Raw genomic sequence first — 11,522 nt, forward strand, 5'->3', positions numbered from 1 at the left:
CGTTAAACATTAAGGAGAAGACGGGCATCCGCCGGAAGTATGCCTCCGTTGGGGCTTCCGGTGTCCGGAGCTGGTTGGTCTATGACGATAGCGACCGAAGGCCCGGTTTGTCAGCGGATCGCGCAGGATACCCGCCGAGGTGACGCGATGGAAACCCATTGGACACAGCAGGCGCGGGCTGGATCACAGTTGGTTACTGTCGAAATCGACTGCGACTGCCAGCACCACGGGGCTACGTGAGGAAGAGACGAGATGACCGAAACCACCGACCACCGGGACTCGTACCCGCCGACCGCGGCATTCGCCGCGGCGGCGAATGCCGACGCGTCGTTGTACCAGCGGGCCGTGGCGGATCGCGACGCGTTCTGGGCCGAACAGGCCCAGCGGCTGCACTGGGAGCAGCCGTGGACGCAGGTGCTCGACTGGAATGACCCGCCCGTCGCGAAGTGGTTCGTCGACGGAAAGCTCAATGTCGCCTACAACTGTGTGGACCGCCATGTGCTCGACGGGCACGGCGATCAGGTCGCCATCCATTGGGAAGGCGAACCGGGCGACTCCCGCGACATCACCTACGCCGAACTCCTCGCCGAAGTTTCCCGCGCCGCAAACTATCTGACCGAACTCGGACTCGAAGCGGGCGATCGGGTAGCCATCTACATGCCGATGGTTCCCGAAGCGATCGTGTCGATGCTGGCCTGCGCCCGACTCGGGCTGACGCATTCGGTGGTATTCGCGGGCTTCTCACCGACCGCGCTGCGCCAGCGCGTCGACGATGCGAGCGCCCGGCTGATCATCACCACCGACGGTCAGTGGCGTCGCGGTAAGGCCGCACCGCTCAAGGAGGCTGTCGACGAGGCGCTCTACGCCAACGGCGATGTGCCGCACTCTGTGGAACACGTACTGGTGGTGCGCCGCACCGATATCGAGGTGCCGTGGACCGAGGGCCGCGACCTGTGGTGGCACGAGACCGTCGCGCAGGCCTCCCCCGAACACCGGGCGCAGGCCTTCGATGCCGAGCATCCGCTGTTCATCCTCTACACCTCCGGTACCACCGGTAAGCCCAAGGGCATCCTGCACACCAGCGGCGGATATCTCACCCAGGCGTCCTACACCCACCACAATGTCTTCGACCACAAGGCCGGACAGGACATCTACTGGTGCACCGCCGATATCGGCTGGGTCACCGGGCACACCTACATCGTCTATGGACCGCTGTCGAACCGAACCACCCAGGTCGTATACGAGGGCACACCGAACTTCCCGGATGAGCACCGGCACTGGAATATCATCGAAAAGTACGGCGTCACAATCTATTACACGGCACCGACGTTGGTACGCACATTCATGAAGTGGGGTAGGGAGATTCCCGCGGCCCACGATCTGTCCAGCATCCGGGTGCTCGGCAGCGTCGGCGAACCGATCAATCCGGAGGCCTGGCGCTGGTACCGCGAGGTGATCGGTGCGAACTCCGCGCCCATCGTGGACACCTGGTGGCAGACCGAGACGGGGTCGATCATGATCTCCCCGCTGCCGGGCGTCACCGCCGCCAAGCCCGGCGCCGCGATGACAGCGCTGCCCGGTATTTCGGCGAAGGTCGTCGACGAAGAGGGCAAGGCGGTCGAGCTCGGCGAGACCGAGGCCAACGGTTATCTGGTGCTCGATCAGCCGTGGCCATCGATGCTGCGCGGCATCTGGGGCGATATGGACCGCTACCGGGCCACCTACTGGGAGCGCTATGCCGAACAGGGCTGGTACTTCGCCGGTGACGGCGCCAAGCTCGATGCCGACGGCGACCTATGGGTGCTCGGCCGGGTCGACGATGTGATGAATGTGTCGGGCCACCGCATCTCCACCGCCGAGGTCGAATCCGCGCTGGTCGGTCACTCCGGGGTGGCCGAGGCTGCCGTGGTGGGCGCCAGCGATGCGACCACCGGACAGGGCATCGTCGCGTTCGTGATCCTGACGGCCGAGGCCAAGGACACCGGCGATACGCTGATCGACGAACTGAAGGCGGAGGTGTCGCGGGAGATCAGCCCGATCGCCCGGCCGCGCGAGATCCACGTGGTGCCCGAACTGCCCAAGACCCGCAGCGGCAAGATCATGCGTCGACTGCTGCGCGATGTCGCCGAGGGCCGCGAATTGGGCGACACCTCGACACTGGTCGATCCCAATGTTTTCGAGGCGATCCGGGCCAGCCGCGCCTGAGTCGGCACACCGAAACGGCACATCGTAGGGTCGGTGGCGGAATTCGTCACCGACCCTATCCATTAGGATTGCTTAAGGTGTGCCGGGAAGTCTGGTCGGCGTGCGGTCGTGTACCTGAAAGCCGGATCGGTGGGATTGCGCGTCCGCGGTCCAGCCCACCCCGGCGGAAGGTTTCCCGTGATCACCCAAGTGCGCTCGGAGCTGACGCGCTATCTACGCACCGAAACCGTTGGCGGTGCAATACTTCTTATCGCCGCCGCGGCCGCATTGCTGTGGGTGAACTCGCCATGGCGCGAGAGCTACTTCACCGTCACCCAGTACGTCCTGCCGATCAACGCGCTGCATCTGGATCTCACCGTCGCGGACTGGACCGAGGACGGTCTGCTCGCGATCTTTTTCTTCGTCGCCGGATTAGAGCTCAAACGCGAGCTGGTGGTCGGCGAACTCGCCGATCCCAAGCGGGCCGTGCTGCCGATCATCGCGGCGGTCGGCGGGGTGGTCACACCGGCGCTGATCGCATTCGCGGTCGGATTCGGCATCGACGGGATGGACCGAGGCTGGGCGATTCCGGTGGCGACCGATATCGCGTTCGCGCTGGCCGTGCTGGCCATGACCGGATCCCGGATCCCGGCCAGCGCGCGGGTCTTCCTGCTGAGCCTCGCGGTGGTCGACGATCTGCTCGCCATCATCCTGATCGCGGTACTGTTCACCACGACGTTGTCGGCGCTGTGGCTGCTGGCCGCGGCGGCCGGCTTCGCGACGTGGGCGCTGGCCCAGCACAAGCGGATATCCACACCGCTGCTGTATGTGCCGCTGGCGCTGGTCTCCTGGTACGCCCTGCACGAGGCGGGCATACATCCGACGCTGGCCGGTGTCGCGCTCGGTCTGCTCACCAGGGTGCGCCAGGATCCCGGCGAGACCCAGGCCCCGGCAACGCGGCTCGAGCATATGATCCAGCCGATCTCGGCCGGACTCTGTGTGCCACTGTTCGCCTTGTTCGCCTCCGGAGTTCCCTTGGACGGCAAGGTTTTCCAGCACCTGTTCAGTGACAGACTGCCGCTGGCCATAATTCTCGGGTTACTGCTCGGCAAGACCGCCGGTATCTTCGGAATCAGCTGGGTGGCAATCCGATTGGGCATTGCGAAGCGTCCGGCCAGCCTCGGCTACCGAGACATGTTCGCCCTCTCGGTGCTCGGCGCGATCGGCTTCACCGTTAGCCTTCTGGTGGCAGAACTCGCGCTGACCGACGTCGGTGACGGCTCGGCCGTCGAATTGGCCAAAGCCGCGGTGTTGGTGACGTCAATGACGGCGTCGCTCGCGGGTTCGGCGCTACTGTTGCGGCGTGGGCGTGTCCACCAGGCGCGGCGGGATGCGCGTGCGATAGAACGAGAGACTGAGGCGGAAGCAGTGCCGGGACAGGGAGAAGGGTCGACCAAGTGAGTTTCGCCCAAGATAGGAATGGGACGCAGCGCGGTAACGGGGATGAGTCGCGTCGCGACCACACTGTCACCTCGATTCCCCTCTCGGACGCCAATCCCGCGGGGTCGGCGAGTTTCGGCGCCCTCGTCCGCGATGCCACCGAGCAGATGTCCACGCTGGTGCGCGCCGAGGTAGAGCTGGCCAAGGCCGAGGTAACCGGGGAGATCAAGAAGGGGCTGCAGGGCAGCGTCTACTTCATCCTCGCGCTGACCGTGCTGTTGTTCAGCACCTTCTTCTTTTTCTTCTTCCTGGGCGAGTTGCTCGATGTCTGGCTGGCGCGCTGGGCGGCCTTCCTGATCGTTTTCCTGCTGATGATCGTCGCGACGGCGGTCCTGGCCCTGCTCGGCTATCTGCGGGTCAAGAAGCTGCGGGCGCCGGAGAAGACGATCGATTCGCTCAAGCAGGCGCGCACGGTGCTGCCGAGCGGATTCGGCTCGCACGAGGAGCACCTCACGCTCGCGGAGCCGACACGGTCGAAGTCACTCGAGTAGCCGCCGGGCGGCGCGGCAGCGTCGACTAGGCGGTGGGCCGGACCCCTACTAGGCTCGGTCGGCGTGTCGTCGAACTCATTTCCCGATCCGTCCAGCGTCCGTTACGACGGGCCGTGGACGCATCGGGATGTGCACGCGAACGGCATACGCTTCCATGTCGTCGAGGCCGCGCCGGAGCGCCCGGACGCACCGCTGGTCGTCCTGCTGCACGGATTCGCGGACCTCTGGTGGTCCTGGCGGCATCAGCTGACCGGACTCGCCGAACTCGGCTATCGCGCGGTCGCGGTGGATCTGCGCGGCTACGGCGACAGCGATAAACCGCCGCGCGGCTATGACGGTTGGACGCTGGCCGGTGATATCGCCGGACTCATCCGCGCCATGGGCTACTCCGAGGCCACGCTGGTCGGACATGCCGATGGCGGACTGGTGTGCTGGACGACCGCGGTGCTGCATCCCCGACTGGTGCGCTCGATCGCACTGGTGAGCTCCCCGCATCCGGCCGCGCTCAAGAGCGCGGTGCTGCGCGACCGGCGCCAGCGACGCACCTGGCTGCCGAACTTCCTGCGCTATCAGCTGCCGCGCTACGGCGAACATCTGCTGACCACCGGCGACGGCTTCGAGGTCGAGCGGCTGCTGCGCCAGCGGGTTAGCCGGACCTGGTCAGGCACCGCCGAATTCATCGAGACGGCCGATCGGATGCGCTCGGCCATCCAGATTCCCGGTGCGGCGCACTGTGCGCTGGAATATCAGCGTTGGGCCTTCCGCAGTCAGTGGCGGCCGGACGGTCGGCGGTTCATGGCCACCATGCGGGTGCCGATCCGCATTCCGGTGCTCGCCATGCGCGGTGAACTCGACGGCTACATCCTGCCTGCCACCTTCCAGCGCGGCCGCCGGTTATCACCGCAGCGGCGACAGGTCGTGATTCCGGGCGCGGGTCACTTTGCGCACCAAGAGAACCCGGATGCGGTCACGATGGAGTTGGCCAAGCTGCTCGGATAGTCGGGACCGATTCTCGCCTGGCCAACTTGTCGAACGGCAGGTTGGCGGCACGCTTAGCGTTGCATCCGGCCGGGGGACCGGCGCGCGTAGCCAGTCGCCCCTCAGCCGGTCTCAGCTCAGTACGCAGGCTCCGGTCTGGATCTGCGTATACGAGCCTGGCGCGGCCTCCAATTGCGCACGCACCTCGTTCAGCGTCAGCACGTAACCGGTGTCATCGTCGGTGACCGCCGCACCGAAAACCACACCGAGCACCTGCCCCTCCGTATCCACCAGCGGCCCACCGGAGTTACCGGCTCGCACCAAACCGCGGACGGTGTAGACCTCGCGCTCGACCGTGCCGTTGCGGTAGATAGTCGGCCCGGTCAGATCCAACGTCTCGCGCACGCGAGCCGCGCTGGCCGTGTACGGTCCACCGCCCGGGTAGCCGAGCACGATGGCACTGTCGCCGGAGTGCGCGGCCGAGGGCGCCTGCGGGACGATCGGGGCGGTGAGGCCGGGCACCGCGAGCACCGCGACGTCCTTGGATGGATCGAACAGCACCACCGTCGCCTCGAGCGGACCGCGCGCGGTATCCACGCTGACGCTCGTGGTACCCGCGACCACATGCGCATTGGTCATCACGCGTTCGGGTGCGATCACGAAGCCGGAGCCCTCCAGTGCCCGCTGGCAGCTGGGCGCGACACCGCGGATACGCAGCACACTCTGCTGCAGCGATGCCGCGACCGGACTGGCGAGCACGCTGGGATCGGGCGGTTCGACGGCCGCGATCGGCGCCCGCCCGAACGGTCCGATGACATCCGGCAGCCCGGAGGTGTTGAGCAGTTTGGAGAATTCGTTCGGCAGCCGCCGCAGCCAATTCGGCGAGACATCGTTGACGTCGGCGAGCACCTTCGAACCATTGATGGCCGCGGCGATGGCGGGCTGGGAAGAGGTAGCCAGCGGCAACGCCAGCAGCCACGCGGTGACCAGCACCGCGACCGCCTGCAGCACCGCGCCGACAGCACTGTCCACACTGCGGGTGAACGGATGCCGCATACCGCCGCGCGCGGCCCGGCCGAGCACCATGCCCGCGACCTCACCCACGATGACCAGCAGCACGATCAACAGCACGCCGGTGAGCACCCGCGGTCTGCCCTCGTCGACGTGGACCAGAATGTGCGGCGCGATGAGAATGCCCGCGACCGCGCCGAGTACGACGCCGAGGAAGGCCAGCGCGGAAGCTACCGCGCCCTGTCGCCACCCGGAGGAGGCGGCAAGCAGCGCGAGCAGCACTACCGCGATATCGAGCCAAGCCGATGAACTCATAACGTCATCCCTACGGCCGCCAGCGCGGACTCTAGATCGCGAACATCGCTGTGGTCCCAGTCCCGTTCCCACCCGGCGGATTTGCAGATGCCCGCCAGAATGCCGCCGGTCAGTCCCCACACCAGCATTCCGTCCACCTGGAATGCCGGACTCTGATAGCCGAGGCTGCCGCGCACCATGAAGCGATTCGCCGGGTCCAGCAGATCGGCGAGCGGCACTCGCACAACACGTTCGGTCTCGGTGTGATTGACCACGCGAACCGTCCTCGGGGTGTGCCAATAGGCCACCACCGGGGTCACATCGAATCGGGACGGTGGCACGAACAGCTTCGGTAGCACCGCAAAGGGTTCGACGCCCTCGCGTGCCAGCCCGGTTTCCTCACAGGCCTCGCGCAGGGCGGTATCGATCGGTCCGGAGTCGCCGGGGTCGACCGCACCGCCGGGAAATGCGACCTGACCGCGGTGTTGGCGCATGGTGGACGCGCGCTGAGTCAGCAGCACATCCGCATCGGCGGGCAGCCCGCCCGGGGTCTCGGGATCTGCTTCGGGCGAACCACTGAACAGCACGAGCACGGCCGCCTGCCGCGGTGTGGTGCTGATTGTCATGGCCCGCCGGACCGCGCGCGCCAACGACAGCGTGTCGGTGGAATCGGTATTCGGGTCCGCCGCTCGGCGCAGCCACTTCGGGATGCTGTCCGGCATGGAGATCTCGGTCATGCCGCAACTCCCAAGTTATTCGCGACCGTATCGGCGATATCGTCGACGCCGTTGAAGGCACGCACCACCACCTCGGCGACCGAACCATCCGCACGCAAAAGCACTGACACCGGCAGCACCGCGGGCGCACCGACCGCGGTACGCACCTTGGTGCGCGGGTCGAGGACGCCGGGCAACGTCACCTTCAGGTCGGTCAGCAACGCGAGCGCCCTCGCCTCATCCGGATCGCTGTGCACGGTCAGCACGGTAATCGCGTTTCCGGCTCGTCGCGCGTACTCCTGCACATCCGGCAACTCTTTGGCGCACGGTCCACACCAGTACGCCCACAGGTTCAGCAGTGCGGGTTTGCCCGCGAGTGCGGCCGCCAGGTCGACCGATTTGCCGTCGGATAGACAGCTCAGGCCGAGTCCGGCAAGCGGGCCGCGGCCCACCGTATCCGCGCTCGGCGCCGGACAATTCGCGAGCCCGGCAGCGGTGCGCGCCTCGACCGATGCGCTCGCTGGGGAATTCGCCGGATGGTTGCCGCTCGTCGCGGTGTCATCGTGATCGCGGGGCCACAGCGCGACCGCCAAGGCCACTACGGTGATCAACCCTGCCAGCGCCAAGCGCGCCGCGACAGGTATTCGTTTCACCGGCCCACCAGCTCGAGCAGATGCTCCGCCTCCGGACCCTTCACCAGCTTCGCCGCGGTCTCCGGGTCGGTCGGCCCGACCCCGAACGATGGACAGTCCTTGGCCAACAGGCAGACACCGCATGCGGGCTTGCGGGAATGACAGACCCGACGCCCGTGGAAGATCACGCGATGGGACAGCATTGTCCATTCCTTGCGTTCGATCAGCTCGCCGATGGCGTGTTCGACCTTCACCGGATCTTCCTCGGTGGTCCACGCCCAGCGTCGCACCAGCCGACCGAAATGGGTGTCGACGGTAATGCCGGGCACCCCGAAGGCGTTGCCGAGGATGACGTTGGCGGTCTTGCGGCCAATGCCGGGCAATTGCACCAGTTCGTCGAGGGTGTGAGGCAATTCACCATCGAAGCGTTCGACCAGTGCCTGGCCGAGTCCGATCAGCGAACTGGTCTTGTTGCGGAAGAAGCCGGTGGGCCGGATGTATTCCTCCAGCTCCGCGCGGTTTGCCTCGGCGTAGGCGCGGGCGTCGGGATACTTGGCGAAGAGCGCGGGTGTGGTCAGATTCACCCGCTCATCGGTGCACTGCGCGGAAAGTATTGTCGCAACCGCCAATTCGAGCGGTGTGCCGAAGTCGAGCTCGCAGTGCGCGTCCGGAAAGGCCACCGCGAGAGCGCGGTTCATCCGGCGGGCCCTTCGGGTGCGGCCGAGCTGGGTTTCCGCTTGTCGCGCTCGGGATTTGCGCTTCGGCGCGGGGACCGCGGCAAGTTGCGCATCGGTCGCCTCGACGGCAGGCGCAGGCCCGCTCACGGCAGCAGTGGAGGGGGAGACACGCACGCGTCCACCATACGGAACCACTCCACAACGGTGCCCTCCTAGATCTCTTGCCGTGTTCCATCTGAGACCTAGACCGTGTTTACTGCTCGTCATGCAAGGACTCGCTGTGGTGCTCTTCCCAGTGGTGCTGATGCTTTTCGCACTGGGCATGGAGCGGGTCGAGAATCGGCTCCGCAAACTTCTCGAACCCGACGAAGAGGTTCAGCAGTACCTGGACAAGGCAAGCAACGCCGAAGTGAAGGAGCTGACGAAGCTCGGACTGCCCGCCGCGGTGGCACGGATGCGCAGGCGCCGTTCCCGTGGCGAAGAGCTGGACGTCGCACGCGCCAGCTGAATCTGAATTGAATCCCCTACCGACCGGTACCTGGTACGCCGCGCAATCCACTCGTTACGTGGTGTCTGTCACTACGCTGCCGTAATGCCGCGTAGACTGCGCTGTTGGCCGATTCGCTTCGGTCCAGGACAGAGCCATTTCCCATAAGGAGCACATTCGTGGACGAGGCCCTCGCCAGAGCAGGCATCTTCCAAGGCGTAGAGCCCACCGCGGTGGCGGCCCTCGCCAAACAACTGCAGCCCGTGGATTTTCCGCGCGGCCATGTCATCTTCAACGAGGGCGAACCCGGCGACCGGTTGTACATCATCACCTCCGGAAAGGTGAAGATAGGACGGCGTTCCCCGGACGGCAGAGAAAACCTGCTGACCATCATGGGTCCGTCGGACATGTTCGGTGAGCTGTCGATCTTCGACCCGGGTCCGCGCACCTCGACCGCTACCACCGTGACCGAGGTCCGTGCGGTCACCATGGACCGTGACGCGCTCAAGTCCTGGATCGACCAGCGGCCCGAGATCGCCGAGCAACTGCTGCGCGTCCTCGCTCGTCGCTTGCGCCGCACCAACAACAACTTGGCCGACCTGATCTTCACCGACGTCCCCGGCCGGGTCGCCAAGGCGTTGCTGCAGCTCGCGCAGCGGTTCGGTACCCAGGAGGCCGGTGCGCTGCGGGTCACCCACGACCTCACCCAGGAAGAGATCGCGCAGCTGGTCGGCGCCTCCCGCGAGACCGTGAACAAGGCTCTGGCCGACTTCGCGCACCGCGGCTGGCTACGGCTGGAGGGCAAGAGTGTGCTGATCTCCGACTCCGAGCGCCTGGCCCGCCGCGCGCGCTGACGCTCGAACCCCATAGGCGACCGGAGAGCCCGGCCGCCGACCAGACGCGCTGCGGCAGGTGGACGCCGTGGCATCTGAATGCAAAAGCACGCTGAGTTATGCAAAAGCACGCTGAGTTCAGCTCGAATGAACTCAGCGTGCTTCGGTGTTTGCTAGTTCTGCTCGGCGCGCAGGTACTCCAACTGCGCCTGCACCGAACTACGCGCGGCAGGCCAGAGCCGCTTGTCGACATCGGCGTAGACCTTGCGCACCACCGACATCGCGCCGGCGTTCGGCCCGAGGATGCGCAACGCCTCCCGCACCTGATCGAGCCGCTCCTGCCGGTGCGCGATGTAGTACCGCGCGATCGGTTCCAGATCGGGATGGTCCGGACCATGTGCGGGCAGTAGCGCGCGTCCCACACCCACCTCGACCAGCTTGTCCAGGGATGCCAAATAATCGGCGAGGGCGCCGTCGGTGGAATCGAGCACAGTGGTGCCGAAGCCGAGAATGGTGTCACCGGTCAACACCGCGTCGTCCAGGACGAAACTCACCGAATCCTTGGTGTGGCCGGGGGTGTCCAGGACGGTGATCCGCAATCCGGCAGCCTCGATCACCTCGCCGTCGACCAGCGGCGCATCGGAATCACGCAGGAATTCGGTGGTCCTGGCCCGCACCGGCGTACCGGTCAGCTTGGCCAGCCGATCGATACCGCCGGTGTGATCGTGATGCCGGTGGGTGATCAGGGTGAGCGCGATATTGCCGTCGGTGGCGCGGGCGATCGTTTCGCTGTGCGCCTTATCCTTCGGTCCCGGATCGATGACGACGTATTCCGATTGTCCCGGCGCGCGCAGCAGCCAGGTATTGGTGCCCTCCAGCGTCATCTGGCCAGGATTGTCCGCGAGTACGACCGCCGCAGTCGGCGTGACCTGCCGCAGCTGGCCGTATGCGGGATGGGTGAGCGTCATCGAACCTGTTTAGCGCACTTCGGCGATCAGTTCGACTTCGACGGGGGTGTTGCGGGGCAGTTCGGCGACGCCGACCGCGGAACGCGCGTGCACGCCCGCATCACCGAAAACCGCACCGAGCAATTCCGATGCGCCATTGATGACCTGCGGCTGATCGGTGAATCCCGGTGCGGAAGCGACGAATCCGACGACCTTCACAATGCGCACGACCGCATCGAGCCCGACCAGATCGTGCACCGCTGCGATCGCGTTCAGCGCGCAGAACTTGGCCGCCTCCTTGGCCTGTTCGAGCGAAACCTCCGCGCCGACCTTACCGGTCGCCGATAGCTGTCCGTCCACGAACGGCAGCTGGCCGGAGGTGTAAACCAGCGAACCGGTGCGGATCGCCGGAATGTAGGCGGCGACCGGTGCCACAACCGGCGGCAAGGTCAGGCCGAGCTGGGCGAGGTTCTTCTCCCACTGGGTCATAGGTGCAGTCCCTTCGATTACTTGGGGCGCTTGAGGTAGGCGACGTGCTGTTCGCCGGTCGGACCGGGCAGCACAGTAACCAGTTCCCAACCGTCGGCGCCCCACTGGTCCAGAATCTGCTTGGTCGCATGCGTCAGCAGCGGAACGGTGGCGTACTCCCATACCTTCGAATCACTCATGACTGTAACTTTGGCAGCGCCTCCGGCGCTGCGTGTTCGCGGCCCCCCGTGTCTCGCGTCCGAGCCGTCGAGACTCGCGACTTCGTCGCATGCGCTTCGACGGC

At 66.0% G+C, this 11,522-nt stretch carries 13 protein-coding genes; 6 read left to right on the forward strand and 7 right to left on the reverse strand.

The window, feature by feature from the left end:
* The first annotated feature begins 252 nt into the window (after positions 1-252).
* The 4 genes from acs to AB0J47_RS31415 all read left to right on the forward strand — a co-directional run bounded on the left by acs (position 253) and on the right by AB0J47_RS31415 (position 5,174).
* A complete protein-coding gene (acs, locus tag AB0J47_RS31400; protein ID WP_364354180.1) occupies positions 253-2,205 on the forward strand; it encodes an acetate--CoA ligase in 1,953 nt (650 codons plus the stop codon).
* Positions 2,206-2,385: 180 nt separating this feature from the next.
* The gene (gene nhaA, locus AB0J47_RS31405; protein WP_364354260.1) at positions 2,386-3,645 is read left to right on the forward strand and encodes a Na+/H+ antiporter NhaA; all 1,260 of its coding nucleotides are present in this window, start codon (positions 2,386-2,388) and stop codon (positions 3,643-3,645) included.
* A 74-nt stretch (positions 3,646-3,719) separates the two neighbouring features.
* Positions 3,720-4,175: a phage holin family protein gene (locus tag AB0J47_RS31410; protein WP_364354263.1), complete on the forward strand. Its 456-nt coding sequence runs from the start codon at positions 3,720-3,722 to the stop codon at positions 4,173-4,175.
* Between the two features lie 63 nt (positions 4,176-4,238).
* On the forward strand, positions 4,239-5,174 hold the full coding sequence (locus AB0J47_RS31415; RefSeq protein WP_364354183.1) for an alpha/beta hydrolase: 936 nt from the start codon (positions 4,239-4,241) through the stop codon (positions 5,172-5,174).
* A 111-nt stretch (positions 5,175-5,285) separates the two neighbouring features.
* Here the strand turns inward: AB0J47_RS31415 and AB0J47_RS31420 are convergent, their stop codons facing one another.
* Genes AB0J47_RS31420 through nth form a run of 4 tightly spaced genes read right to left on the reverse strand, consistent with a single transcriptional unit; the run spans position 5,286 to position 8,657 of the window.
* Positions 5,286-6,479: a MarP family serine protease gene (locus tag AB0J47_RS31420; RefSeq protein ID WP_364354186.1), complete on the reverse strand. Its 1,194-nt coding sequence runs from the start codon at positions 6,477-6,479 to the stop codon at positions 5,286-5,288.
* Complete coding sequence (locus AB0J47_RS31425) at positions 6,476-7,195, reverse strand: CoA pyrophosphatase (protein WP_364354189.1); 720 nt, start codon at positions 7,193-7,195, stop codon at positions 6,476-6,478. The genes AB0J47_RS31420 and AB0J47_RS31425 overlap by 4 nt, the downstream gene beginning before the upstream one ends.
* On the reverse strand, positions 7,192-7,818 hold the full coding sequence (locus AB0J47_RS31430; RefSeq protein WP_364354266.1) for a TlpA disulfide reductase family protein: 627 nt from the start codon (positions 7,816-7,818) through the stop codon (positions 7,192-7,194). The genes AB0J47_RS31425 and AB0J47_RS31430 overlap by 4 nt, the downstream gene beginning before the upstream one ends.
* Before the next feature lie 5 nt (positions 7,819-7,823).
* Positions 7,824-8,657: an endonuclease III gene (nth, locus tag AB0J47_RS31435; RefSeq protein WP_364354192.1), complete on the reverse strand. Its 834-nt coding sequence runs from the start codon at positions 8,655-8,657 to the stop codon at positions 7,824-7,826.
* A gap of 91 nt (positions 8,658-8,748) precedes the next feature.
* Between nth and AB0J47_RS31440 the strand changes: the two genes are divergently transcribed.
* Together AB0J47_RS31440 and AB0J47_RS31445 are read left to right on the forward strand one after the other, a co-directional pair.
* Entirely contained in the window at positions 8,749-8,991 is a 243-nt protein-coding gene (locus AB0J47_RS31440) for a hypothetical protein (RefSeq protein ID WP_040686056.1), read from the forward strand.
* 158 nt (positions 8,992-9,149) lie between these two features.
* Complete coding sequence (locus AB0J47_RS31445; RefSeq protein WP_011206875.1) at positions 9,150-9,824, forward strand: Crp/Fnr family transcriptional regulator; 675 nt, start codon at positions 9,150-9,152, stop codon at positions 9,822-9,824.
* 152 nt (positions 9,825-9,976) lie between these two features.
* Here the strand turns inward: AB0J47_RS31445 and AB0J47_RS31450 are convergent, their stop codons facing one another.
* From AB0J47_RS31450 to AB0J47_RS31460, 3 genes are read right to left on the reverse strand one after another with little or no spacing between them, the layout of a single operon-like run.
* Positions 9,977-10,771, reverse strand: a complete 795-nt coding sequence (locus AB0J47_RS31450) for an MBL fold metallo-hydrolase (RefSeq protein WP_364354196.1) — start codon at positions 10,769-10,771, stop codon at positions 9,977-9,979.
* A gap of 9 nt (positions 10,772-10,780) precedes the next feature.
* On the reverse strand, positions 10,781-11,239 hold the full coding sequence (locus AB0J47_RS31455; RefSeq protein WP_364354199.1) for a RidA family protein: 459 nt from the start codon (positions 11,237-11,239) through the stop codon (positions 10,781-10,783).
* Between the two features lie 17 nt (positions 11,240-11,256).
* A complete protein-coding gene (locus AB0J47_RS31460; RefSeq protein WP_085998464.1) occupies positions 11,257-11,418 on the reverse strand; it encodes a DUF4177 domain-containing protein in 162 nt (53 codons plus the stop codon).
* Between the last annotated feature and the right edge of the window lie 104 nt (positions 11,419-11,522).

It is taken from the genome of Nocardia sp. NPDC049737, assembly GCF_040674755.1.
In the GTDB taxonomy this organism is placed as follows: domain Bacteria; phylum Actinomycetota; class Actinomycetes; order Mycobacteriales; family Mycobacteriaceae; genus Nocardia.

Bases quoted from the DNA above. Each gene is read 5' to 3' on its own strand.
- acs (WP_364354180.1), top strand. From the start codon at position 253: ATGACCGAAACCACCGACCACCGGGACTCGTACCCGCCGACCGCGGCA.
- AB0J47_RS31420 (WP_364354186.1), bottom strand. From the start codon at position 6,479: ATGAGTTCATCGGCTTGGCTCGATATCGCGGTAGTGCTGCTCGCGCTG.
- AB0J47_RS31425 (WP_364354189.1), bottom strand. From the start codon at position 7,195: ATGACCGAGATCTCCATGCCGGACAGCATCCCGAAGTGGCTGCGCCGA.
- AB0J47_RS31440 (WP_040686056.1), top strand. From the start codon at position 8,749: ATGCAAGGACTCGCTGTGGTGCTCTTCCCAGTGGTGCTGATGCTTTTC.
- AB0J47_RS31450 (WP_364354196.1), bottom strand. From the start codon at position 10,771: ATGACGCTCACCCATCCCGCATACGGCCAGCTGCGGCAGGTCACGCCG.
- AB0J47_RS31455 (WP_364354199.1), bottom strand. From the start codon at position 11,239: ATGACCCAGTGGGAGAAGAACCTCGCCCAGCTCGGCCTGACCTTGCCG.
- AB0J47_RS31460 (WP_085998464.1), bottom strand. From the start codon at position 11,418: ATGAGTGATTCGAAGGTATGGGAGTACGCCACCGTTCCGCTGCTGACG.